Annotated in this window: 19 protein-coding genes and 1 tRNA gene; 6 read left to right on the forward strand and 14 right to left on the reverse strand. The window is 68.3% G+C overall.

All coding sequences use genetic code 11. From position 1 onward, the window contains the following. The first annotated feature begins 11 nt into the window (after positions 1-11). The 3 genes from ABZ656_RS00270 (at position 12) to ABZ656_RS00280 (ending at position 3,417) form a co-directional block, all read left to right on the forward strand. Positions 12-1,388 carry a PE-PGRS family protein gene (locus ABZ656_RS00270; protein ID WP_360262966.1) on the forward strand — a complete coding sequence of 459 codons (1,377 nt, stop codon included), beginning with the start codon at positions 12-14 and terminating at the stop codon, positions 1,386-1,388. Beyond that, entirely contained in the window at positions 1,385-1,888 is a 504-nt protein-coding gene (locus ABZ656_RS00275; RefSeq protein WP_060901509.1) for a Pycsar system effector family protein, read from the forward strand. Before ABZ656_RS00270 ends, ABZ656_RS00275 begins: the two co-directional genes overlap by 4 nt. Positions 1,889-2,391: 503 nt before the next feature. Then, positions 2,392-3,417, forward strand: coding sequence for a M48 family metalloprotease (locus tag ABZ656_RS00280; protein ID WP_360262969.1), 1,026 nt, complete (start codon positions 2,392-2,394; stop codon positions 3,415-3,417). 74 nt (positions 3,418-3,491) lie between these two features. Here ABZ656_RS00280 and ABZ656_RS00285 read toward each other — a convergent pair whose 3' ends face one another. The 11 genes from ABZ656_RS00285 to ABZ656_RS00335 all read right to left on the reverse strand — a co-directional run bounded on the left by ABZ656_RS00285 (position 3,492) and on the right by ABZ656_RS00335 (position 17,983). Next, the gene (locus ABZ656_RS00285) at positions 3,492-7,391 is read right to left on the reverse strand and encodes a DNA-directed RNA polymerase subunit beta' (RefSeq protein WP_060901496.1); all 3,900 of its coding nucleotides are present in this window, start codon (positions 7,389-7,391) and stop codon (positions 3,492-3,494) included. A 113-nt stretch (positions 7,392-7,504) separates the two neighbouring features. Beyond that, positions 7,505-10,990 carry a DNA-directed RNA polymerase subunit beta gene (gene rpoB / locus ABZ656_RS00290; protein WP_101400099.1) on the reverse strand — a complete coding sequence of 1,162 codons (3,486 nt, stop codon included), beginning with the start codon at positions 10,988-10,990 and terminating at the stop codon, positions 7,505-7,507. A 638-nt stretch (positions 10,991-11,628) separates the two neighbouring features. After that, positions 11,629-12,012: a 50S ribosomal protein L7/L12 gene (gene rplL, locus ABZ656_RS00295; protein ID WP_067367157.1), complete on the reverse strand. Its 384-nt coding sequence runs from the start codon at positions 12,010-12,012 to the stop codon at positions 11,629-11,631. Between the two features lie 124 nt (positions 12,013-12,136). Then, entirely contained in the window at positions 12,137-12,667 is a 531-nt protein-coding gene (gene rplJ / locus ABZ656_RS00300) for a 50S ribosomal protein L10 (RefSeq protein ID WP_060901499.1), read from the reverse strand. 360 nt (positions 12,668-13,027) lie between these two features. After that, the gene (locus ABZ656_RS00305; RefSeq protein ID WP_360263281.1) at positions 13,028-13,879 is read right to left on the reverse strand and encodes an LppX_LprAFG lipoprotein; all 852 of its coding nucleotides are present in this window, start codon (positions 13,877-13,879) and stop codon (positions 13,028-13,030) included. Between the two features lie 175 nt (positions 13,880-14,054). Then, complete coding sequence (locus tag ABZ656_RS00310) at positions 14,055-14,990, reverse strand: hypothetical protein (protein ID WP_101400097.1); 936 nt, start codon at positions 14,988-14,990, stop codon at positions 14,055-14,057. A 154-nt stretch (positions 14,991-15,144) separates the two neighbouring features. Then, on the reverse strand, positions 15,145-15,870 hold the full coding sequence (gene rplA, locus ABZ656_RS00315; RefSeq protein ID WP_060901502.1) for a 50S ribosomal protein L1: 726 nt from the start codon (positions 15,868-15,870) through the stop codon (positions 15,145-15,147). A 94-nt stretch (positions 15,871-15,964) separates the two neighbouring features. Beyond that, entirely contained in the window at positions 15,965-16,399 is a 435-nt protein-coding gene (gene rplK, locus ABZ656_RS00320) for a 50S ribosomal protein L11 (protein WP_030359033.1), read from the reverse strand. Between the two features lie 168 nt (positions 16,400-16,567). Further along, the gene (nusG, locus tag ABZ656_RS00325; RefSeq protein WP_168494601.1) at positions 16,568-17,443 is read right to left on the reverse strand and encodes a transcription termination/antitermination protein NusG; all 876 of its coding nucleotides are present in this window, start codon (positions 17,441-17,443) and stop codon (positions 16,568-16,570) included. Positions 17,444-17,521: 78 nt separating this feature from the next. Next, positions 17,522-17,803: a preprotein translocase subunit SecE gene (gene secE / locus ABZ656_RS00330; protein WP_060901504.1), complete on the reverse strand. Its 282-nt coding sequence runs from the start codon at positions 17,801-17,803 to the stop codon at positions 17,522-17,524. Between the two features lie 107 nt (positions 17,804-17,910). Continuing rightward, positions 17,911-17,983, reverse strand: a tRNA-Trp gene (locus ABZ656_RS00335). A 247-nt stretch (positions 17,984-18,230) separates the two neighbouring features. On the opposite strand from ABZ656_RS00335, the gene ABZ656_RS00340 reads away from it, so the two are divergent. Both ABZ656_RS00340 and ABZ656_RS00345 read left to right on the forward strand, forming a co-directional pair. Beyond that, positions 18,231-19,457: a pyridoxal phosphate-dependent aminotransferase gene (locus tag ABZ656_RS00340; RefSeq protein WP_101400095.1), complete on the forward strand. Its 1,227-nt coding sequence runs from the start codon at positions 18,231-18,233 to the stop codon at positions 19,455-19,457. Between the two features lie 129 nt (positions 19,458-19,586). After that, a complete protein-coding gene (locus ABZ656_RS00345; protein ID WP_360262978.1) occupies positions 19,587-20,627 on the forward strand; it encodes an adenosine deaminase in 1,041 nt (346 codons plus the stop codon). On the opposite strand, the gene ABZ656_RS00350 is transcribed toward ABZ656_RS00345, so the two are convergent. Together ABZ656_RS00350 and ABZ656_RS00355 are read right to left on the reverse strand one after the other, a co-directional pair. Beyond that, positions 20,572-21,291, reverse strand: a complete 720-nt coding sequence (locus ABZ656_RS00350; RefSeq protein ID WP_360262981.1) for a hypothetical protein — start codon at positions 21,289-21,291, stop codon at positions 20,572-20,574. The genes ABZ656_RS00345 and ABZ656_RS00350 overlap by 56 nt on opposite strands. Positions 21,292-21,342: 51 nt before the next feature. Next, positions 21,343-21,954, reverse strand: a complete 612-nt coding sequence (locus ABZ656_RS00355) for a TetR/AcrR family transcriptional regulator (protein WP_101400092.1) — start codon at positions 21,952-21,954, stop codon at positions 21,343-21,345. A gap of 126 nt (positions 21,955-22,080) precedes the next feature. Between ABZ656_RS00355 and ABZ656_RS00360 the strand changes: the two genes are divergently transcribed. Further along, positions 22,081-22,713, forward strand: coding sequence for an NAD(P)H-binding protein (locus tag ABZ656_RS00360; protein WP_101400091.1), 633 nt, complete (start codon positions 22,081-22,083; stop codon positions 22,711-22,713). Between the two features lie 88 nt (positions 22,714-22,801). Here ABZ656_RS00360 and ABZ656_RS00365 read toward each other — a convergent pair whose 3' ends face one another. After that, a complete protein-coding gene (locus tag ABZ656_RS00365) occupies positions 22,802-23,857 on the reverse strand; it encodes a UDP-N-acetylmuramate dehydrogenase (RefSeq protein ID WP_101400090.1) in 1,056 nt (351 codons plus the stop codon). Between the last annotated feature and the right edge of the window lie 97 nt (positions 23,858-23,954).

A 23,954-nucleotide genomic window follows, 5' to 3' on the forward strand; every position in this document is an offset into this window, starting at 1 on the left:
GGAGTTGACCCATGGCGGAATTCCGCCGCCCGCCGGAGTGGCAGCAACAGGCCGACCGGCACACCATGCTGATCGACCCGGTGCTCACCGTGCGGCCGATCTCCCGTTTCGACTACACGGCCCGGCGGCCGGTCTCCGCGATCGACCACGCGCTGGTGTTCGCCACCGTGGGCGGCGCCTACGACGCGTACATGCCCCCGCACCGGCCGAGCCGCACGGACGCCGCGACCCGCCGCTACACCTCGGTCTACGAGGTCGACATGGGCAGCCACCCGGTCCAGCTGGAACTCGAACTGCCCAGCGACGACGACGCGTTCTCGTTCAGCGCGACCGCCGATCTGACCTGGCGCGTCTCGGACCCGATCGCGTACGTGGCCGGCCGCGAACGCGATGTGCCCACGCGACTGACCCGTGAAATCCACCAGTTCGCGCGGCCGGTCAGCCGGCGGTTCTCCATCGAGGACAGCCGGGAGGCCGAGGCCGAGGTCCAGTACGCGATCGAGAGCGGCGTCTTCGCCGACGGCATCGGGCTCGCGGTCACATGCGCGGTGCGGCTGCGTCTGGACGACGACGCGATCGCGCACAGACGGCGCAAACGGGCGCTGCGCTACGAGGCCGACATGCTCGACCCCGAGCACGAGTACCGGCTGCGCCAGGCCCAGCAGCTGCACGAGCTGGAGGTGCTGCGCCAGCACCAGTCCCAGGAGCTGATGGCCCAGAAGATCGCCTTCTACCAATACCACCTGCAACACGGAGGCGTCGCCCAGTGGGCCTTCCACCTCGCCGCGCACCCCCAGGACACCCGGATGGTCATCAACGCCCTCCAGAAGGACCAGCTCTCCGCCATCGAGAGCCAGCTGGAGCTGATCGCCGGAGACACCCTGGAGGACTACCAGAAGGCCGAGTCGGCCCGCTCCACCCTGCGCGTCGTCAAGGAACTGAACAGCCGCCAGGAGCCCCCGCCGCAGCCGCCGGTTCCCGGCCGACCGGCGCCGCCGCCCGGGGGCGTACCGCAGCCGCCTTACGACCCCTCGCAGCCGTACGCCGCCGCACAGCCGTACGAGCCCTCACAGCCGTACGGAGCCGCCGCCCAGCCCTATGTCGGCGCTCCGGCCCCCGGAGGGTTACCGGGCGCCCCCTACACCCCGCCGGGGCCGCCCGTGTCCCACCAGCCGTACGTCCCGGCCGCGCCCGGAACCGTACCGTCGGGGCCGTACCAGGCCGAGCCCCCGGCCCCGCCCGCGCCCGCCGCCGGCAGCCCCTACGACCAGGCCCCGCCGCCCCCGGCCGTGGCTCCCACGCCCGTCATTCCGCCCGCGCCCTCCGCGTATCCGCCGCCCTCTCCCCAGCCCACGGCTCCGGAGTCCCCCGGGGCGGGACCGGAGTGACCACCACCGCTCCCGGCACCAGAACCGCCGAACGGCTGCTGGAGGAGCTGCGGGGCGAGATCGCCCGGGCCGACAGCAAGGCGTCCGTGCTCGTGGCGGCGCTCGGGATGACGGCGGGGGTGTTCAGCGGGCTGCTGGCCGGACGGAACTGGTCACCGAGTTCGCTCTCCGCGCCCGGTACGGCCGTCTGGTGGACCGGCGCCCTGGCCCTCGCCTTCGCCCTGTTCGCGCTGCTGCTCGCGGTGCTCCCCCGGTACCGCGCCAGCTCATGGGCCCCGGGCCGGCCCCTCTGCTTCTTCGGCGACATCCAACAAGCCGTACGTGAAGGTCAGTTGGCGACCGCTCTCGCCGACACCGACCGCGACCCCGCCGCCGGACTCACCGCGGCGCTCACCGAGACCAGCCGTATCGCCGCCCGCAAGCACCAGTGGATCCGCACCGGCCTGATCGCCTTCTGCGCGGGCACGGTGCTGCTTCCCGCCGGGCTGCTCATCGGCTGACGTCCCCATCCTGAAGGAGCCCCACCTTGTCCTACCCGCCAGACCCGGCCGCCCCGGAGCCCGGCCCCGTCTACCCGGACCCCCCGTACCCGGGCACACCCGCACCCCCGCCGCCGTACCCCGGGTCCGCCTCTACTCCGCCGCCGTACCCCGGGGCAGCCTCTACTCCGCCGCCGTATCCCGAGGCCGCCGCTCCCCCGCCCTCTTATCCCGGGGCCGCCACTCCCCCGCCCCCGTATCCCGGGGCCGCCACTCCGCCCCTGTACCCGGAGGCCCCCGCGCCCCCGCCCTCCTATCCCGGCGCCGCCACTCCGCCCCTGTACCCGGAGGCCCCCGCGCCCCCGTCCTATCCGGGCGGCGCACCCCGGTACCCGGGGGCCGGGGCCGCACCTTCGTACCCCGCGGCGCCGCCCGCCCATCCGGGGGCCACGCCCACGTACCCGAGCGGCCCGCAGCCCCCCACCGCCACCGCACCGCTCTACATCCCGCCACAGACGCCCCCCGTGCAAACGCCCCCCGCCGCCTCACCCGCGGCACCGCCAGTACCTCCAGCACCGCCGGAGGCCCCCGCACCCGACGACCTCGACTACCGGCACGCGGGCTCCCGCGTCCACGTGGCCGCACACCAGCGCGGTGCCGACGCCACCGCGATCGGACAGCTGGCGGTCCAGGTGCCGGGTTTCCTGGTGAGCCTCGCCGTGGTCGCCTCCTTCGCCGTGGGAATCCTCGGCACGGCCATGGGCTGGCTGGTCATCCTCGCCTGGCTGGCCTCCGGGGCGCTCGTCTTCCACCGGCCCACCGAGCTGGCCTTCGCCCGGCACGTGATGAAGCTCAGGGTGCCGCTCGCCCAGGAGCGGGCCCGTCTGGAGCCCATCTGGCGCGAGGTCACCGCCCGCGCGGGCGTCGAGGCACACACGTACGAGCTGATGGTGGAGAACAGCACGGACCTGAACGCCGTGGCGGCCGCCGGCCATGTCGTCGGCGTCACGACGTACGCGCTGAACGAGATCCCCAGCAGCAACCTCGCCGCCGTACTCGCCCATGAACTCGGCCACCACACCGGCGGTCACGCCTGGACGGGCCTGCTCGGCTACTGGTACTCGCTGCCCGGCCGGATCGCCTGGGCCTTCATGCGGGGCATCGCCCGGGTCGCGATCCGGGTCGCGAGCGTCTTCTCACTCGCCGCGACCGGGATGGTCTACCTCTTCATCGGGATGTTCGTGATCGGCGGGTTCGTAGCCGCCTGGTACATCACCGTGCCGCTCGTCGTCGCCCCCTATCTGCTCGCCTACGTGGGTCGCCAGGGCGAGCTGCGTGCCGACCGGCAGGCGGCCGACCTCGGCTTCGCACCCCAGCTGGCGCAGGTCCTGTACCACTTCCAGGCCCAGGAGGACGCCGTGAAGGCGCAAGCCGCGGCGCAGGGAAGGCAGCTCAAGGAACCGGGCGGCCTGGCCAAGCTGCTGACCACACACCCGGACAACTACACCCGGCTCCAGGCCCTGGAGCCCTACCTCCAGCTCAGCCGCTGACCCCTGACAACGCCGAAGGGCGGCCACCCCGTACGAAACGGAGTGGCCGCCCTTCAGTACTTCAGACGTACGCCTTACTGGTTGTACGGACCGTAGTCGTAGTCCTCCAGCGGAACGGCCTGGCCGGAGCCGGTGCCGAACGGCGAGTAGTCGATGTCGTCGTAGCCGACGGCCGAGTACATCGCGGCCTTGGCCTCCTCGGTCGGCTCGACCCGGATGTTGCGGTAGCGGGACAGACCCGTACCGGCCGGGATGAGCTTACCGATGATGACGTTCTCCTTGAGGCCGATCAGGGAGTCGGACTTGGCGTTGATCGCCGCGTCCGTCAGAACCCTGGTCGTCTCCTGGAAGGACGCCGCCGACAGCCACGACTCGGTCGCCAGCGAGGCCTTGGTGATACCCATCAGCTGCGGACGGCCGGAGGCCGGGTGGCCGCCTTCCTGGACCACACGACGGTTCTCGGTCTCGAACTTCGAGCGCTCGACCAGCTCGCCGGGCAGCAGCTCCGCGTCGCCCGACTCGATGATCGTCACCCGGCGCAGCATCTGCCGGATGATGATCTCGATGTGCTTGTCGTGGATCGACACACCCTGCGAGTTGTAGACCTTCTGGACCTCGCCGACCAGGTGGACCTGGACGGCACGCTGACCCAGGATGCGCAGCACGTCGTGCGGGTTGGTGGCACCCACGGTGAGCTTCTGGCCCACCTCGACGTGCTCGCCCTCGGACACCAGGAGCCGGGCACGCTTCGAGATCGGGAACGCCGTCTCGTCGCTGCCGTCGTCCGGGGTGACGACGAGCTTCTTGGTCTTCTCGGTCTCCTCGATCCGCACGCGGCCGGAGGCCTCGGAGATCGGGGCGACACCCTTCGGCGTACGAGCCTCGAAGAGCTCGACGACACGGGGCAGACCCTGGGTGATGTCGTCACCGGCCACACCACCGGTGTGGAAGGTACGCATCGTCAGCTGGGTACCGGGCTCACCGATGGACTGGGCGGCGATGATGCCGACCGCCTCACCGATGTCGACCAGCTTGCCGGTGGCCAGCGAACGGCCGTAGCACATGGCGCAGGTGCCGACGGCGGACTCGCAGGTCAGGACCGAACGGGTCTTGACCTCCTCGATGCCGTGCTTGACCAGCTCGTCGATGAGGACGTCGCCGAGGTCGGTGTTGGCCGGGGCCAGCACCCTGCCGTCGACGGTGATGTCCTCGGCCAGCGCACGTGCGTACACGCTGGTCTCGACGTTCTCAGCCTTGCGCAGGACACCGTCCGCGCCGCGCTCCGCGATGTGCAGCTTGAGGCCACGGTCGGTGCCGCAGTCCTCCTCGCGGATGATGACGTCCTGGGAGACGTCGACCAGACGACGGGTGAGGTAACCCGAGTCGGCGGTACGCAGAGCCGTGTCCGCCAGACCCTTACGAGCACCGTGCGTCGAGATGAAGTACTCCAGCACCGACAGGCCCTCACGGAAGGAGGCCTTGATCGGACGCGGGATCGTCTCGTTCTTGGCGTTCGACACCAGACCACGCATACCGGCGATCTGACGCATCTGCATCATGTTTCCTCGGGCACCCGAGTCGACCATCATGAAGATGGGGTTCGTCTTCGGGAAGTTCGCGTTCATCGCCTCGGCAACCTCGTTGGTCGCCTTGGTCCAGATCGCGATGAGCTCCTGAGTGCGCTCTTCCTTGGTGATCAGACCGCGCTCGTACTGCTTCTGGACCTTCTCGTCCTGCGCCTCGTAGCCCTTGACGATCTCCTTCTTCGCCTCGGGAACGACGACGTCGGAGATGGCCACGGTGACGCCGGAACGGGTCGCCCAGTAGAAGCCCGCCGCCTTCAGGTTGTCGAGCGTCGCCGCCACGATGACCTTGGGGTAGCGCTCGGCCAGGTCGTTGACGATCTCGGAGAGCTGCTTCTTGCCCACCGAGTAGTCGACGAACGGGTAGTCCTCGGGCAGCAGCTCGTTGAAGAGCGCACGGCCCAGAGTCGTACGGAGGCGGAAGGTGTCACCCTGCTGCCACTCGGGCTCGCCCTCCTCCTGCGCCGGCGGGGTCCAGCCGCGCGGCGGGATGGTGCCCACCGGGAAGCGGATGTCGACGGCCGACTGGAGCGCGAGCTCCCCGGCGTCGAACGCCATCGTCGCCTCGGCGGTGGAGCCGAAGGCACGGCCCTCGCCCTTGACGTCGCGCAGCTCGCCGTCCGTGGTCAGGAAGAACAGACCGAGGACCATGTCCTGGGTCGGCATCGTGACCGGGCGGCCGTCGGCGGGCTTGAGGATGTTGTTCGAGGACAGCATCAGGATGCGGGCCTCGGCCTGCGCCTCCGCGGAGAGCGGCAGGTGGACGGCCATCTGGTCACCGTCGAAGTCCGCGTTGAACGCGGTGCAGACGAGCGGGTGGATCTGGATGGCCTTGCCCTCGACCAGCTGCGGCTCGAAGGCCTGGATGCCGAGGCGGTGCAGCGTGGGCGCACGGTTCAGCAGAACCGGGTGCTCGGCGATGACCTCTTCCAGGACGTCGTACACGACCGTGCGGCCGCGCTCGACCATCCGCTTGGCGCTCTTGATGTTCTGCGCGTGGTTCAGGTCGACCAGGCGCTTCATCACGAACGGCTTGAAGAGCTCCAGCGCCATGGCCTTGGGCAGACCACACTGGTGCAGCTTCAGCTGCGGACCGACGACGATCACGGAACGCGCGGAGTAGTCCACACGCTTGCCGAGCAGGTTCTGACGGAATCGACCCTGCTTGCCCTTCAGCATGTCGCTGAGGGACTTCAGCGGACGGTTGCCGGGGCCCGTGACCGGGCGACCACGACGGCCGTTGTCGAAGAGCGCGTCGACGGCCTCCTGAAGCATGCGCTTCTCGTTGTTCACGATGATCTCGGGGGCACCGAGGTCAAGGAGTCGCTTCAGACGGTTGTTGCGGTTGATCACGCGGCGGTACAGGTCGTTCAGGTCGGAGGTCGCGAAGCGGCCACCGTCCAGCTGCACCATCGGACGCAGGTCCGGCGGGATGACCGGCACGCAGTCGAGCACCATGCCCTTGGGGCTGTTGCTGGTCTGCAGGAACGCGGAGACGACCTTGAGGCGCTTGAGCGCACGGGTCTTCTTCTGGCCCTTGCCGGTGCGGATGATCTCGCGAAGGCGCTCGGCCTCCTCGTCGAGGTCGAAGGACTCCAGGCGCTTCTGCAGCGCCGCGGCACCCATCGAACCGTCGAAGTACGTGCCGAAGCGGTCACGCAGCTCGCGGTAGAGGAGCTCGTCGCCCTCGAGGTCCTGGACCTTCAGGTTCTTGAAGCGGGTCCACACCTCGTCGAGACGGTCGATCTCGCGCTGCGAACGGTCACGCAGCTGCTTCATCTCACGCTCGGCACCCTCGCGCACCTTGCGGCGCACGTCGGCCTTGGCACCCTCGGCCTCGAGCTCGGCCAGGTCGGTCTCGAGCTTCTTGGCGCGGGCCTCGAGGTCGGCGTCGCGACGGTTCTCGATCTGCTGACGCTCGACGGAGACATGCGCCTCCAGCGAGGGCAGGTCGCGGGTGCGGCGCTCCTCGTCGACGAACGTGATCATGTACGCGGCGAAGTAGATGACCTTCTCGAGGTCCTTCGGGGCGAGGTCGAGCAGGTAGCCCAGACGCGACGGAACGCCCTTGAAGTACCAGATGTGGGTGACGGGAGCGGCCAGCTCGATGTGGCCCATCCGCTCACGACGCACCTTGGCGCGAGTGACCTCGACGCCGCAGCGCTCACAGATGATGCCCTTGAAGCGGACACGCTTGTACTTACCGCAGTAGCACTCCCAGTCCCGGGTCGGACCGAAGATCTTCTCGCAGAAGAGTCCGTCCTTTTCGGGCTTGAGGGTGCGGTAGTTGATGGTCTCGGGCTTCTTGACCTCGCCGTGGCTCCACTGACGGATGTCGTCAGCGGTGGCCAGACCGATCCGGAGCTCATCGAAGAAGTTGACGTCGAGCACTATGCGTCAATCCCTCTCAGGGTTGTAAGTCTTGGGGTCTGAAACGGGGGTCCTGGGGCCGGCAGGCCTTTGTCACCTTTTCCACAGGTGGTCAAAGGCCCGCCGAACTCCCGTCAGACCTCTTCGACGCTGCTCGGCTCGCGCCGGGACAGGTCGATGCCGAGCTCCTCCGCCGCGCGGAAGACGTCCTCGTCGGTGTCACGCATTTCGATGGACATACCGTCGCTGGACAGCACCTCCACGTTGAGGCAGAGAGACTGCATCTCCTTGATGAGCACCTTGAAGGACTCGGGGATGCCGGGCTCGGGGATGTTCTCGCCCTTGACGATGGCCTCGTAGACCTTCACGCGGCCGGTCACGTCGTCGGACTTGATGGTCAGCAGCTCCTGGAGGGCGTAAGCGGCGCCGTACGCCTCCAGCGCCCACACCTCCATCTCACCGAAGCGCTGGCCACCGAACTGAGCCTTACCACCCAGCGGCTGCTGGGTGATCATCGAGTACGGACCGGTCGAGCGGGCGTGCAGCTTGTCGTCGACCAGGTGGTGGAGCTTGAGGATGTACATGTAGCCGACCGAGATCGGCTCCGGGAACGGCTCGCCGGAGCGGCCGTCGAACAGCGGCGCCTTGCCGGACGGAAGCACCATGCGCTCGCCGTCACGGTTCGGGATCGTGTGGTTCAGCAGACCGGCCAGCTCGTCCTCACGCGCACCGTCGAAGACGGGGGTGGCGACGTTGGTGCCGGGGGCGACCACGTCGGCCTCGATGGCCTGCAGGCGCTGCGCCCAGTCGTCCGCGAGACCGGAGACGTCCCAGCCGCGGCTGGCGAGCCAGCCGAGGTGGATCTCCAGCACCTGTCCCGGGTTCATTCGGGACGGGACACCGAGCGGGTTGAGGATGATGTCGACCGGGGTGCCGTCCTCCAGGAACGGCATGTCCTCGATCGGCAGGATCTTGGAGATGACACCCTTGTTGCCGTGACGGCCGGCGAGCTTGTCACCATCCGTGATCTTGCGCTTCTGCGCCACGTAGACACGAACCAGCTGGTTCACGCCCGGCGGCAGCTCGTCGCCCTCTTCACGGTCGAAGACGCGGACGCCGATGACCTTGCCGATCTCGCCGTGCGGCACCTTCAGCGAGGTGTCGCGCACCTCGCGCGCCTTCTCACCGAAGATCGCGCGGAGCAGGCGCTCCTCCGGGGTCAGCTCGGTCTCACCCTTGGGCGTGACCTTGCCGACCAGGATGTCGCCGGCGACGACCTCGGCACCGATGCGGATGATGCCGCGCTCGTCGAGGTCGGCGAGGACCTCCTCGGAGACGTTCGGGATGTCCCGGGTGATCTCCTCGGGGCCGAGCTTGGTGTCACGGGCGTCGACCTCGTGCTCCTCGATGTGGATCGAGGAGAGGACGTCGTCCTGCACGAGGCGCTGCGACAGGATGATCGCGTCCTCGTAGTTGTGACCCTCCCACGGCATGAACGCCACGAGCAGGTTCTTGCCGAGCGCCATCTCGCCGTTCTCGGTCGCCGGGCCGTCGGCCAGAACCTGACCGGCGATGACCCGGGCGCCCTCGTCCACGACAACCTTCTGGTTGACGGAGGTGCCCTGGTTCGAGCGGGAGAACTTGTGCAGGCGGTACGTGGTGTACGTGCCGTCGTCGTTGGCGGTGGTGACGTAGTCCGCGGAGACCTCCTGGACCACACCGTCCTTCTCCGACTTCAGTACGTCACCGGCGTCGACCGCACAGCGGTACTCCATGCCGGTGCCGACCAGCGGCGCCTCGGACTTGATGAGCGGCACGGCCTGGCGCATCATGTTCGCGCCCATGAGGGCACGGTTGGCGTCGTCGTGCTCGAGGAACGGGATCATGGCGGTCGCGACCGACACCATCTGGCGCGGCGAGACGTCCATGTAGTCGACGTCCTCACCGGGGACGTAGTCGACCTCTCCACCACGACGGCGGACCAGGACGCGGGACTCCTCGAAGCGGAGCTCGTCCGTCAGCGGCGCGTTGGCCTGCGCGATGACGAATCGGTCCTCTTCGTCGGCCGTGAGGTAGTCGACCTCGTCGGTGACGACACCGCCGGTGACCTTGCGGTACGGCGTCTCGACGAAACCGAACGCGTTGACGCGGCCGTAGGAGGCGAGCGAGCCGATCAGACCGATGTTCGGGCCTTCAGGGGTCTCGATCGGGCACATGCGGCCGTAGTGCGAGGGGTGCACGTCACGGACCTCGAAGCCGGCCCGCTCACGGGAGAGACCACCCGGGCCAAGAGCCGACAGACGGCGCTTGTGGGTGAGACCCGACAGCGGGTTGTTCTGGTCCATGAACTGCGACAGCTGGCTGGTGCCGAAGAACTCCTTGATGGAGGCGACGACCGGCCGGATGTTGATCAGGGTCTGCGGCGTGATCGCCTCGACGTCCTGAGTCGTCATGCGCTCGCGGACGACGCGCTCCATACGAGCCAGACCCGTGCGGACCTGGTTCTGGATGAGCTCGCCGACGTTGCGCAGACGACGGTTGCCGAAGTGGTCGATGTCGTCCGTCTCGACGACGATCTGCGTGCCGTTGTCACCGACGGTCTCGGTCTCACCGGCGTGCAGCTTCACCAGGTACTTGATCGTCGAGATGATGTCCTCGACGGTCAGGATCCCGGCGTCCAGCGGGGCCTCGCCGCCCAGCTTCTTGTTGACCTTGTAGCGGCCGACCTTCGCGAGGTCGTAGCGCTTCGGGTTGAAGTAGAGGTTCTCAAGAAGCGTCTGCGCGGCCTCGCGGGTCGGGGGCTCGCCCGGACGCAGCTTGCGGTAGATGTCGAGCAGCGCGTCGTCCTGGCCCTGGGTGTGGTCCTTCTCCAGGGTGGCGCGCATGGACTCGTACTCGCCGAACTCCTCGAGGATCTGCTCGGTCGTCCAACCGAGAGCCTTCAGGAGAACGGTGACGGACTGCTTGCGCTTGCGGTCGATGCGGACACCGACCATGTCGCGCTTGTCGATCTCCATCTCCAGCCAGGCACCCCGGGACGGGATGACCTTCGCGGAGAAGATGTCCTTGTCGGACGTCTTGTCGATCGAGGAGTCGAAGTAGACGCCCGGCGAGCGGACCAGCTGCGACACCACGACACGCTCGGTGCCGTTGATGACGAAGGTGCCCTTGTTGGTCATGAGCGGGAAGTCGCCCATGAAGACCGTCTGGGACTTGATCTCGCCGGTCTCGTTGTTGGTGAACTCGGCGGTGACGAAGAGCGGGGCCGCGTACGTGAAGTCGCGGTCCTTGCACTCGTCGATGGAGTTCTTCGGGGGCTCGAAGCGGTGGTCCCGGAACGTCAGGGACATCGACCCGGAGAAGTCCTCGATCGGAGAGATCTCCTCGAAGATCTCCTCCAGACCGGACTTCGTGGGGACGTCCTGTCCGTTGTCCAGAGCCGCCTCGACACGAGCCTTCCACGCGTCGTTGCCGAGCAGCCAGTCGAAGCTCTCGGTTTGCAGCGCAAGAAGGTTCGGAACCTCGAGGGGCTCCTTGATCTTTGCAAAGGAGATGCGCAGCGGGGCGGTGCTGGCGCCGTTGTTCGTATTCGCGGTCGAGGCAGTGCGCGAGGCGGCCAAGAGGGGGTCCTTCCGAGGGCTCGGACTCACTACGCGCGTACCGGCCCCCCACTGTGGGCACAGAGACAGTCCGTTCCCGATTCAGCCAAAAGGCCAGGTCAGGGATGATCTAGTCATCGGTGCTCACGCGAGGGCATGCCCCTGGTGACGGGCAGGAGGCAGCTAACAGGCAGCGCAAAGGGTCAGTGTAGCCACTAGGCCCACTGATGTCCAGTCCCGGTTTTTAGAGACCATCGTTGTTCTCAACACCTGCGGCAAGCCACGCCCTCAATGCACATCGATACTGCCCTCTTCGCCACCGATCCATGCCTCGGATCCGGATCGTTGTGACGACGCGTCCTGAGAATTGCGCGCTGCGTGCGGTTCGTCAAGGCCCCCCATGCCCTAAGCAAGTGCCGCGATCGTCACGTGCAACCTGTCTTGCAGCCCGTCTAGCAGCCCGTCACGGGCTCGGCCGGAGGCACAACGAAGATCACCATACTCGTCGCCACCGACAGTGCAAGGCAGCCGCCACCGGACCCCCAGGAACCCCGAAGAGCGACCACCCAGTTGGGTGATCGCTCTTCGGTGCGTCAGCGTTACAGGCCCACTAGTGGCCCTGTATCAGCTCGCGAGGGGCCCTCAGCGGGCCCGTGGGACTACTTGACCTCGACGGAGGCGCCGGCGCCCTTGAGGGACTCGGCAGCCTTCTCGGCGGCCTCCTTGGCGACCTTCTCGAGAACGGGCTTCGGGGCGCCGTCCACGAGGTCCTTGGCCTCCTTCAGACCCAGGGAGGTCAGCTCACGCACGACCTTGATGACCTGGATCTTCTTCTCGCCGGCACCCGTGAGGATGACGTCGAACTCGTCCTGCTCCTCGACGGCCTCGGCAGCGGCGGCGGGGCCGGCCGGACCGGCGACGGCGACCGCAGCGGCGGCGGTGACGTCGAACTTCTCCTCGAACGCCTTCACGAACTCGGAGAGCTCGATGAGGGTCATGTCCTCGAACTGCGCGAGCAGGTCTTCCTGGCTGAGCTTCGCCATGATGGGCGATCCTTCCACTTATTCGGCTGGTGCCGGATGTACATGTGAGGCGGGCGTACTTTCGGCCCGCTGCGACCACTGCCTAGACGGAACTGTTCAGGCGGCGGTCAATGCGCGAGCCGAATTACTCGGCACCGCCCTGCTCGGCCTGCTTGGCACGAAGAGCGTCCACGGTGCGGACGAGCTTCGAGGGGAGCGCCTGGAAGAGCTGGGCAGCCTGAGTCTGCTTGCCCTTGAAGGCACCCGCCAGCTTGGCGAGCAGAACCTCGCGGGACTCGAGGTCCGCAAGCTTCTTGATCTCGTCGGCGGACAGCGCCTTGCCGTCAAGGACACCGCCCTTGATGACGAGGTTGGGGTTGTCCTTGGCGAAGTCACGAAGACCCTTCGCGGACACCACCGGGTCACCGGTGATGAACGCGACCGCCGTCGGACCGTTGAACAGGTCGTCGAGCGTGGAGATCCCGGCCTCGTTGGCCGCAATCTTGGTCAGCGTGTTCTTCACCACGGCGTACTGGGCGTCTTCACCGAGCGAACGGCGCAGCGTCTTGAGCTGCGCCACGGTGAGACCCCGGTACTCGGTCAGCACAGCGGCGTTCGAGCTGCGGAACTGGTCCGCGAGCTCGGCTACCGCGGCAGCCTTGTCGGGCCTTGCCATAGAGCGTCGGCCTCCTTCCGGGTGATGAGGACCGCTCAGAAGGGGCTGGGCAAAACGAAACGCCCCGGCGCAGGCGCACGGGGCGTAGCTCGACCGGTACGTCCGCAAGCTGGGCAAGCGAACTCCGGGAGCACATCCACGGTCACCTACGCGGGTCGTCCGCAGTTTCAGCGGATCCTTCGGCCGCCCTGCCCTCTTGCGAGCGCAAGGCAACGACCAGCGGTCTTTGGCTTCTGGGGAACAGTACGTGACGCGGTCGCTGTCAAGCAAATCCGCTCGACAGCGCCTCGTCCCGGCACTCGACGGCGCCTCGGCCCGGCGCCCCACGGCGCCTCGGCTCAGCGGCGGTTCAGTGCCGGATCAGCCCTTCTGGGCGTCCTTCATCAGCTGCGCGAGGTCGACGGTGTCCTTGGCGGGCGGGGCCTTCACCGTCACCGGCTTGTTGTAGTCGAGGAAGACCATGGTCATGTCGAGCGGGCCCTTGTCGGAGGCGGCGCGCACCCGGACCTGCTTGGTGTGGTCGTCCGGCCCGACCCACATGTCCATCGTGAGCTTGTCGGCGCCCAGCTCCTCGTACTGCTTCAGGCTCTTCACGCGCTTGTCCCGCGTCGCCTTGTCCTTCTTCTTGAGCTCGGCGCGGAGTTCGTCGAGGGTGACCGTGCCGTTGTAGTGGGTGGTCTGCACGCCGTCGATCTTCTCGGTGCCGACCTTCTTCACGTCCTTGGAGCCGGTCAGGTAGGTGGACTCCTGGGACGGGTCCTGGCCGGCCTGGTCGGAGAGCTTGCTCGCGTCGATGCCCGCGGAGCCGTCGGCGCCCTTGGCCATCCCGGAGATGTCGAACTTCATCCAGCTCTTGCCGTCCATCTCCTTGGCGGCGGCCGCGCCCCCGCCCAGGTACATCGCCCCGTCGACGACCCGGATCTCCATCTTGCCGTCGGCGCCCTGGTCGAGAGCGGTCATCTTCATGCTCATGGCCAGCGGCTTCATGCTCATCGACGCCTGGGCCTCGACGCGGCCGGTCTCCGGGACCTTGCCGGTCATCCGGTAGCTGAGCGAGGTGATGGCCTCACTGTTCTTCGCCGCCTTGGCCACGGCCGCCGCGGGCGTCATCTTCGGCGCCTCGTCGCCCTTCGCGCAGGCGACGGCGCCCCCTCCGAGGACCAGGGCCGCGAGTGCGGCCCCCGCCGCTCCGTGTCGTACGGAGTCACGCACAGAAAACATCAGGATCCCCCCAGGGAACACATGAGCGATACACAGACTGCGCCAGCAGCGTAGCCCAGGGAGGTTCGAGCGTCTCCTGAATTCTTTTGAGTTTCTTGGTATTCGAGTTTCTTGGTACCTGGACCTCTGGGCACCTGGGCACCCGGTCCTCCAGGCGCCTGGAGCCTCAGCTCGTGGTGCCCGACCCGCTCGAGGTGTCGCCGCTGCCCGGCGTCAGTCCCTGCGTCTTCAGCAGGTCCTTGAAGTCGGCCGTGTCGCTCGCCGGGGGCGCCACGGCGGAGACCTTCACTCCGTAGTCGCTGTAGTACGTCGTGGAGGACATCGTGCCGCTCGACATCTCGCCCTTGGAGACCGCCTTGACGAGCAGGTCCTTGCCGTCGACCCAGATGTCGACGTCCTCCGTCGTGATGCCGGCCTGGGTGAACTGCTTCTTCAGGTCGGCGAGTTGGCTCGCGGTGAGGTGCGAGCTCTTGGCCGCGAGGTCCGAGACGTCGACCGTGCCCGCGTAGTGCGTGGTCTTCTCGCCGCGGACCGTCTCGTCGCCGACCTTCTTCACGTCGCCGGAGGCCAGCAGGAGCTTCACCGACTGGTTCGGCGAGTTGTTCTGCATCTGGTCCTTCAGGAACGCGCCGGAGCCACCCGCGAGCTTCGCCAGGTCGTCGTACGCGTACTTGATCCAGTGCTTGCCGCCCACCTGCTTGGCGAACGCCTCGCCCATCCTGGCGTAGTAGGCGTCCGACAGATAGCGGGCCTGCATGGAAGTGCTGCCCGTCTTGCGCATCGTCTCGGCCATCGTGCCGCCGGTGTACGTGATCGTCATGTCACCGGTGAGGCCGTTGCCCCAGCCCATGGAGCCGTCCGACTTCATGGACATCAGCGTGCCCAGGCTCGTCGTGGACTCGATCCTGGCGGAGTCGGCGCCGTCGGTGGACTTCTCCGCGGACTGCAGGGCCGCTATGGGGCTGACGTGAGTGGTGCCCTGGGCCGCCTTGTCGTCCTTGCCGGAGCCTCCGGAGGAGCCCGAGGAACAGGCGGCCACCCCTGCCAGCGCGCTCACCAGCGCGATCGAAAGGGTCACTCGGCGCACGCGCGTGCTCTTCATTCGTCCCACCCCTATGCGAATCCTGAGAGCTGCACGCTAACGCAGCCCACTGACACACGTATCCAAGAATGGGGACGGGCCCCGCACCTCGAAAGGTTGCGGGGCCCGTGCCAAGAACGCGTATGCGACGCGGTCACCGTGGTGAGCGGAAGGCTCAGACGGCGGCCGGGTCCTCCTCGACGAGGAGGTTGCGGGTGCGGTTCGGGTCGACCGGAACGCCGGGGCCGATCGTGGTGCTGATCGCGGCCTTCTTGATGTAGCGACCCTTGGCGGCGGACGGCTTCAGACGAAGGATCTCGTCCAGCGCGGCGCCGTAGTTCTCCACCAGCTTGGCCTCGTCGAAGGAGGTCTTGCCGATGATGAAGTGCAGGTTCGAGTGCTTGTCGACGCGGAACTCGATCTTGCCGCCCTTGATCTCGGTCACGGCCTTGGCCACGTCCGGGGTCACGGTGCCGGTCTTCGGGTTCGGCATCAGACCACGCGGGCCGAGGACACGGCCCAGACGGCCGACCTTGCCCATGAGGTCCGGGGTGGCGACGACGGCGTCGAAGTCCAGACGGCCCTTCGACACCTCGTCGATGAGCTCGTCGGAGCCGACGATGTCGGCGCCCGCGGCGAGTGCGGCCTCGGCACGGTCACCGGTCGCGAAGACCAGGACCCGGGCGGTCTTACCGGTGCCGTGCGGGAGGTTCACGGTGCCGCGGACCATCTGGTCGGCCTTGCGCGGGTCTACACCCAGGCGGAAGGCGACCTCGACGGTGCCGTCGAACTTGCTCGTGGAGGTCTCCTTGGCGAGACGGACGGCCTCGAGCGGGGCGTAGAGCTTCTCCCGGTCGATCTTGGCGTCCGCAGCGCGGAGAGACTTGCTGCGCTTGCTCACTACTGCTCCTGATGTGTTCTGAGGAGTCGTGGTACGGACCGAGCAGGCCCTGCCACGTGCGGCTCACGCCGCATGGTTCCTACGAAGGTGGGTGTCAGCCCTCGACCGTGATGCCCATGGAACGGGCGGTGCCGGCGATGATCTTCGACGCGGCGTCCAGGTCGTTGGCGTTGAGGTCGGGCATCTTCGTGGTGGCGATCTCACGGACCTGCGCCTGGGTGATCTTGGCGACCTTGGTCTTGTGCGGCTCGCCGGAGCCCTTCTCGACACCCGCGGCCTTGAGGATCATCTTGGCGGCCGGCGGAGTCTTGGTGATGAAGGTGAAGGAGCGGTCTTCGTAGACCGTGATCTCCACCGGGATGACCCAACCGCGCTGCGACTCGGTCGCGGCGTTGTAGGCCTTGCAGAACTCCATGATGTTGACGCCGTGCTGGCCCAGCGCCGGGCCGACCGGCGGAGCCGGGTTGGCCGCGCCGGCCTGGATCTGGAGCTTGATAAGCCCCGTGACCTTCTTCTTCTTGGGAGGCATGTGCTCTCTCCGGGTCCTAGTGAGAGTTTTCAGCTTCCGCCCGGTTCATCCGGATGGAGGCATACCGCACAACGATAACGGGTATCCATGCGCGGCCAAAAACCGAGCAGGTCAGACGGGCTGCGTGAGCCCGTCTGACCTGTTCGGAAGACGTACGTCCAGAAGGTGTCAGTTCTTCTGGATCTGGTCGAACGAAAGCTCGACCGGGGTCTCGCGACCGAAGATCTCCACCAGGCCCTTGACCTTCTTGGAGTCGGCGTTGATCTCGTTGATGGTCGCCTGCAGCGTGGCGAACGGGCCGTCCGTGACGGTGACCGAGTCGCCGACCTCGAAGTCCAGCACCTGGACCTCGACCTTGCGCTGCGGAGCGGGCTTGCCCTCGGCCTCGGCGGCCTCACGGGCGGCCTTCTCCTCGGCCTCCGGGGCGAGCATCTTGACGATCTCGTCCAGCGTCAGCGGGTACGGGTCGTAGGCGTTGCCCACGAAGCCGGTGACACCGGGAGTGTTGCGGACGACACCCCAGGACTCGTTCGTCAGGTCCATGCGGACCAGGACGTAGCCCGGGAGCTTGTTCTGCTTGATCGTCTTGCGCTCGCCGTTCTTGATCTGCGCGACTTCTTCCTGCGGCACCTCGGCCTGGAAGATGAAGTCCTCGACGTTCAGCGAGACGGCGCGCTGCTCGAGGTTGGTCTTCACGCGGTTCTCGTAACCGGCGTACGTGTGGATGACGTACCACTCGCCCGGGAGCGTGCGCAGCTCCTCGCGCAGTGCGGTGACGGGGTCGACGGGCTCGGCCTCTTCTTCGGCCTCTTCCTCGTCGCCTTCCTCGGCGTCTTCGGCGAGGGCCTCGTCGGGAACGTCCTCGTCCTCGACGTCCTCACCGGACTCGTCCTCGACGTGCAGGGCCGCTTCCTCGGCGGGCTCGCCGGCGGCGGCATCGGCAGCCTCGAACTCGTCCACGACGTCCGCGCCCTCGACGATGTCGAGCTCGTCGTCAACGGACTCGACCGACTCGCTGGCATCGTTCAGGTTCGGGTCAGACACGGTGGCTGCTTCTTCCTGGATACATGGGGGTGGAACACGCGAAAGGGGGCGCCGGTGACGGCGCCCTTCGCTCTCGGCTCAGCCGAAGACGTACTTGGCGGCGTGGTTGAGCCCATAGTCAATCACGGTCACCAGGCCAATCATGATGACGACGAAGACAATCACCACTGTGGTGTACGTCGTCAACTGATTGCGAGTCGGCCAGACGACCTTGCGGAGCTCCGCGATGATCTGGCGGTAGAAAGTGGCAAGGCGCTTCAGCGGGCCCTTCTTGGCACGCTTACCGCCCTTGCGGGCCTTCTTCTGAGACTCGGGCGCCTCGGCATCAGGCATGTCGATGGAGCCCACGGCGTCCGTCACTCGTCCTCACCTGATTCCGGGTCGTGGCCGTGCCGCGCCCGGTTGAGCCGCACGGCGGTGCATTGCGGTACGTACATGCGCACACATCCTGGCGAAGGTGTGTGTAGCAGGGCCGGAGGGACTTGAACCCCCAACCGCTGGTTTTGGAGACCAGTGCTCTACCAATTGAGCTACGACCCTTTGTTTCCCCCAACGTACCGCATCCACCCGGATGCTCGGTGTGCATCGGATGAGTGCGCCCGCTGAAGGCCAACGAGGTGAGAGTGTACGTGGTCCGGGGCCGGTCGTCGAACAGAAAGTGTCCGTACGGGCTTTGTCCGCCGAAGATCGACCGGCGAGGGGTCCGGATACGGACGGTTGTTCTCTCGTTGTTCAGTCTGTGAAACCCGCGTGCCGGGGGCGTTTCCAGTCTGAAACGATGGGCCCCATGAGCGCTGCAACCCCTCCCACCGAGCGCCGGGTCTCCGCCCGAGTCGGCGCGATCTCCGAGTCCGCCACCCTCGCCGTGGATGCCAAGGCCAAGGCCCTGAAGGCCGCCGGGCGCCCGGTGATCGGCTTCGGCGCCGGTGAGCCCGACTTCCCGACCCCGGACTACATCGTCCAGGCCGCCATCGAGGCGTGCTCCAACCCGAAGTACCACCGCTACACACCGGCCGGCGGCCTGCCCGAGCTGAAGGCCGCGATCGCCGCGAAGACCCTGCGTGACTCCGGCTACGAGGTGGAGGCCGCCCAGGTCCTGGTCACCAACGGCGGCAAGCAGGCCATCTACGAGGCCTTCGCCGCGATCCTCGACCCGGGCGACGAGGTCATCGTCCCGGCGCCGTACTGGACGACGTACCCGGAGTCGATCCGTCTCGCCGGCGGTGTCCCGGTCGAGGTCGTCGCCGACGAGACCACCGGCTACCGCGTCTCGGTCGAGCAGCTGGAGGCCGCCCGCACCGAGAACACCAAGGTGCTGCTCTTCGTCTCCCCGTCCAACCCGACGGGCGCGGTCTACAGCCGCGAGCAGATCGAGGAGATCGGCCGCTGGGCCGCCGAGAAGGGCCTGTGGGTCCTGACGGACGAGATCTACGAGCACCTGGTCTACGGGGACGCGGAATTCCACTCCCTCCCGGTGGTCGTCCCCGAGCTCGCCGACAAGTGCATCGTCGTGAACGGCGTCGCGAAGACGTACGCCATGACCGGCTGGCGCGTGGGCTGGGTCATCGGCCCGAAGGACGTCGTCAAGGCCGCGACCAACCTCCAGTCGCACGCCACCTCGAACGTGTCCAACGTCGCCCAGGTCGCCGCCCTCGCCGCCGTCTCCGGCGATCTGACGGCCGTCGCCGAGATGCGCGAGGCCTTCGACCGCCGCCGCAAGACCATCGTGCGGATGCTCAACGAGATCGACGGCGTGCTCTGCCCCGAGCCCGAGGGCGCCTTCTACGCGTACCCCTCGGTCAAGGCCCTCGTCGGCAAGGAGATCCGCGGCAAGCGCCCCCAGGACACGGTCGAGCTGGCCGCTCTCATCCTGGAGGAGGCCGAGGTCGCGGTCGTCCCGGGTGAGGCCTTCGGCACCCCGGGGTACCTGCGTCTGTCGTACGCCCTGGGTGACGAGGATCTCGTCGAGGGCGTCAGCCGGATCCAGAAGCTCCTGGCCGAGGCACGGGACTGACGTTTTCACGCTCCACGCGTGTGTGCGGGCCGTTTCCCTCCGGGGAGGCGGCCCGCTTCTTCGTGCGAGCAAGACCACTAACGGGGAAAGCGCTACCGGCACGACGGGAACGTACGGCAGGATCCTGGGATGGAGCGCGTACGTGATCTCTCTGAACTGCCGAAAGCCCATCTGCACCTGCACTTCACCGGTTCGATGCGGCCCACCACCGTGCTGGAACTGGCCGACAAGTACGGCGTCCGGCTGCCCGAAGCCCTCACCGACGCCCTGACCAGCGGCGAACCGCCCAGGCTGCGGGCGACCGACGAGCGCGGCTGGTTCCGCTTCCAGCGGCTGTACGACGCGGCGCGGTCCTGCCTCAGAGAGCCCGAGGACATCCAGCGCCTGGTGCGCGAGGCCGCCGAGGAGGACATCAAGGACGGCTCCGGCTGGCTGGAGATCCAGGTCGACCCGACCTCGTACGCGCCCCGTCTGGGCGGGCTCATCCCGGCGCTGGAGATCATCCTGGACGCGGTGGACTCGGCCGTGCGGGAGACCGGGCTCGGGATGCGCGTCCTGGTGGCCGCGAACCGCATGAAGCACCCGCTGGACGCCCGCACCCTGGCCCGGCTCGCCGTGCGCTACGCGGACCGCGGCGTCGTCGGCTTCGGGCTCTCCAACGACGAGCGGCGGGGCATGGCGCGGGACTTCGACCGGGCCTTCGCGATCGCGCGGGACGGCGGGCTGCTGTCCGCGCCGCACGGCGGCGAGCTGACCGGCCCGGCGTCGGTCCGCGACTGCCTGGACGACCTGCACGCCAGCCGGATCGGGCACGGTGTGCGCGCCGCCGAGGACCCGCGGCTGCTGAAGCGGCTCGCGGACCGCGGCATCACCTGCGAAGTGTGCCCGGCGTCGAACGTCGCCCTGGGGGTCTACGAGAAGGCCGAGGACGTCCCCCTGCGCACCCTCTTCGAGGCCGGCGTCCCGATGGCCCTCGGCGCCGACGACCCCCTGCTGTTCGGCTCCCGGCTCGCCGCCCAGTACGAGCTGGCACGCCACCACCACGGCTTCACGGACGCGGAACTGGCCGAACTGGCACGCCAGTCGGTGCGGGCCACGGCGGCTCCCAAGGACATCAAGGAGAAGCTGCTGTCGGGCATCGACGACTGGCTGGCCGCCCCGGTCGCCTGAAGTGGGTGTACGGCGGATACGCCTGGAAGCCGATGTCCAGCTCGACATGACGGCCCTGTGACAGCGGCAGGTGCGGGGTGAGGGAGGCGACGAGCACGTCATGCCCCTTGGCGGCCCGCCTCCCACGCGGCCCGAACCCGGCCGCCGTCTCCAGGTGCGTGGCGGCCGAGGCGAAGGTGTCCCGGGCCCCGAGGAGGAAGAGAGTCCCCGCGTGTACGGCCGGATGGATCCGGTCCCGCACGTCGAGGCGGTCCCAGCGCCGCTCCCAGCGCGCCTCCCAGGCGGCCGCGTGGGTGGCCGTGCGCTCCTCGTTCGTGCGCACGGTGAGCGGGGTGCCCTCCCGCAGCCGACGGCGCAGCTCGGGCCAGGCGGAGGCCCGCAGGCCCGGCGACCGGTGGGTGAGGACGAGGTCGACCGGCACCCCGGGCGCGTAGGCCCTGGGGATGCTCCGTCGCAGCGGGACATGCACGATCGTGTGCCGGGAGAACGCGGCGAACGAGAAGAGCGCGGCCAGCCGGGCGAGTCCGTCATGGTCGCCCACGAGGTAGCCCCAGCCTTCGAAGGGGTCACTGAGCGTGGTGTGCCGCAGCGGCGGACGCGGCTGGACGACCCGGTAGGCGCGCGGGCCGACGCGCGGCGTGAACTCCGTGACGCTCAGCCGCACGGGGAGTGCCGCACGGCCGTGGGGGCTGGTCTCATCGGGCCAGGGTGACCGTCACGAGGGCTCGTCCGCAACGGAGATTCCGCCCAGCAGCGTGCGGGCGATCGACGAGGCGAACTCGTCCACGGGCGGTGGCTTGCCCTCCTCCGTGGAGTCGTAGGCGAAGGCGCGCTGGGCGCAGGCGCCCAGCAGGAGCGAGGCCGCCGCGTAGGTGTCGACCCCGGCGCGGACCCGGCCCGCGTCCTGTTCGGCGCGGAGGTAGGCGGCAAGGCCCCGGATGGGCATGTGGGGGCCCGATCCCATGGAGCGCATCGACTCCTCGTGCCGGCGCTTGAGTTGCGTTTCCGCGTACAAGGATGCGGCGATCGGAAAACTCTGCTCATAGAAGAGGGCCGCCTGGCGGGCGATCCCGGTGAGGTTCTCCAGGAGGGTGCCCCGGCCCGGCTCGGCCGCGAGGCCAGCCAGCAGCGGGGTCAGCTGTGGCAGGCGTTCCTTGAGCACCTTGACGAACAGTTCCTCCTTGCTCGGGAAGTACTTGTAGAGCGCCGCCTCCGAGCAGCCCGCGGCCTTGGCGATCTCCTTGGTCGTGGCGCGGGCGAGGCCGATGGTGAGCATGAGCTCGTGCGCCGCGTCGAGGATGCGGATCCGGGCCGGTTTCTGCTGCATGGGCCCCAAGGATTCCATGGTCACCCCTGTTCGGCCTTGACGGGTGGGTGAGTGCTTACCCACTCTAGGAGCAAGCAGAGGTGAGTAAATACTCACCCACCAGATCCACCCAGGGGGGATCACGTCATGAAATTCACCGTCTTCGGTGCCACCGGCGGCATCGGCCAGGAGATCGTCCGGCTGGCGCTGGGCTCCGGCCACCAGGTCACGGCCGTCGTACGGGATCCGACGCGGCTGACCGTCACGGGTGCGGGCCTGGAGGTGTTCCGCGCGGACCTCACCGACCCGGAGGCGCTGCGCCCCGCGGTCACGGGCCGGGACGCCGTACTCTCCGGGCTCGGCGCCCGCACCCGCAAGGACGCGGGGATCGCCACCCGGCTGACCCGTACGGTGCTGGGCACCATGGAGGCCGAGGGGGTGCGCCGGCTGCTGGTGGTGAGCGCGGGGCCGGTCGGTCCCGGCCCCGAGGGCGCGGCGCTCGCCGACCGCGCCGCGCGAGGTCTGGTCTCGCTGATCCTGAAGGACGTCTACGCCGACCTGGCGGCCATGGAGGGCGAACTGGCCCGGAGTGCGACCGACTGGACGGTCGTACGCCCGCCGCGGCTGCAGAACAAGCCAGTGACCGGCTCGTACCGGACGGTCGTCGGGGGCTTCCCGCTCAAGGGCCGGTTCATCGGGCGCGCCGACGTGGCGCACGCCATGCTGGCGATGATCGACGACCCCGGGGCGGTGAAGCAGGGCGTCGGAGTCGCGTACTAGGACTCCGACGAGTGACCCGGCTGTGTGCGCGAATCACCCTCCAGAGCTCCACCTCGAACTCTGTCCTGAGCTCTGCCCTGAGCTCTCCCTAGAGCTCCACGCCCACCGTCACCGGCTCGTTGACCAGGGTGATCCCGAAGGCGTCGCGGACGCCGGCGACGACCTCGCGGGCCAGCGCGAGGAGGTCCTCGGTGGTGGCCAGGCCCCGGTTGGTGAGGGCCAGGGTGTGCTTGGTGGAGATCCGGGCGGGTCCGGAGCCGTAGCCCTTGGTGAAGCCGGACTTGTCGATCAGCCAGGCCGCGGAGGTCTTGGTGTGGCCCTCGCCCGCCGGGTACGCGGGCGGCACGACCTCGGTGCCCAGCCGCTCCGCCACGCGTGCGTGGAACGCGGCGAACTCCTCGGCGGAGAGGATCGGGTTGGTGAAGAACGACCCGGCCGACCAGGTGTCGTGGTCCTCGGGGTCGAGCACCATGCCCTTGCCGGAGCGCAGTTTCAGGACGGTCTCGCGGGCGGCGGCGAGCGGCACCCGGTCGCCGGGCTCGATCCCGAGGGAGCGTGCCGTCTCGGCGTACTTGATCGGCGCCGACAGCCCGTCCGCGTCCTCCAGCTCGAACCTGACGCGCAGCACCACATACCGCTCGGAGTCGGCCTTGAAGCGACTGTGGCGGTACGAGAAGGCGCAGTCGGCGTTGGCCAGGGTGACCGTCTCACGCGCCCTACGGTCGTACGCGATCACTTCGGTGATGGTGGACGACACTTCCTGGCCGTACGCGCCCACGTTCTGGATCGGGGTCGCGCCTGCGGAGCCGGGGATCCCGGCGAGGCACTCGACGCCGGCGAGCCCGGCCTCGACAGCGCGGGCGACCGCGTCGGTCCACACTTCGCCCGCCGCCAGCTCCAGCCTCGTACCTTCGAGGGCGAAACCGGTGGTCGCGATGCGCACGGCGGTCCCGGCGAAGCCCTTGTCGCCGATGACCAGGTTCGATCCGCCGCCGATGATCAGCAGCGGCGTACCGGTGTCGTCGGCCTCTCGGACGGCGGCGATCACCTCGGCGTCGGTCGTGGCGGTGATCAGCCGGGTCGCGGGACCCCCCAGCCGGAAGGTGGTCAGCGGGGCGAGCGGGGCGTCGTGGAGTTCCTGCACGGGCTCAAGAGTACGAGAAGGGCCCCGCCGGTCGAGGCGGGGCCGCTTCTGTGTGTTCACGAGATGGACCAATCAAGGATTTGGATCCCGGACCCTC

The organism is Streptomyces sp. NPDC007095 (assembly GCF_040634475.1).
Taxonomy (GTDB): Bacteria; Actinomycetota; Actinomycetes; order Streptomycetales; family Streptomycetaceae; genus Streptomyces.

Excerpts from the sequence above, each read along its gene's own strand:
- ABZ656_RS00270 (WP_360262966.1), top strand. The coding sequence starts at position 12 with ATGGCGGAATTCCGCCGCCCGCCGGAGTGGCAGCAACAGGCCGACCGG.
- rplL (WP_067367157.1), bottom strand. The coding sequence starts at position 12,012 with ATGGCGAAGCTCAGCCAGGAAGACCTGCTCGCGCAGTTCGAGGACATG.
- rplJ (WP_060901499.1), bottom strand. The coding sequence starts at position 12,667 with ATGGCAAGGCCCGACAAGGCTGCCGCGGTAGCCGAGCTCGCGGACCAG.
- ABZ656_RS00310 (WP_101400097.1), bottom strand. The coding sequence starts at position 14,990 with ATGAAGAGCACGCGCGTGCGCCGAGTGACCCTTTCGATCGCGCTGGTG.
- rplK (WP_030359033.1), bottom strand. The coding sequence starts at position 16,399 with ATGCCTCCCAAGAAGAAGAAGGTCACGGGGCTTATCAAGCTCCAGATC.
- ABZ656_RS00340 (WP_101400095.1), top strand. The coding sequence starts at position 18,231 with ATGAGCGCTGCAACCCCTCCCACCGAGCGCCGGGTCTCCGCCCGAGTC.
- ABZ656_RS00345 (WP_360262978.1), top strand. The coding sequence starts at position 19,587 with ATGGAGCGCGTACGTGATCTCTCTGAACTGCCGAAAGCCCATCTGCAC.
- ABZ656_RS00355 (WP_101400092.1), bottom strand. The coding sequence starts at position 21,954 with ATGCAGCAGAAACCGGCCCGGATCCGCATCCTCGACGCGGCGCACGAG.
- ABZ656_RS00360 (WP_101400091.1), top strand. The coding sequence starts at position 22,081 with ATGAAATTCACCGTCTTCGGTGCCACCGGCGGCATCGGCCAGGAGATC.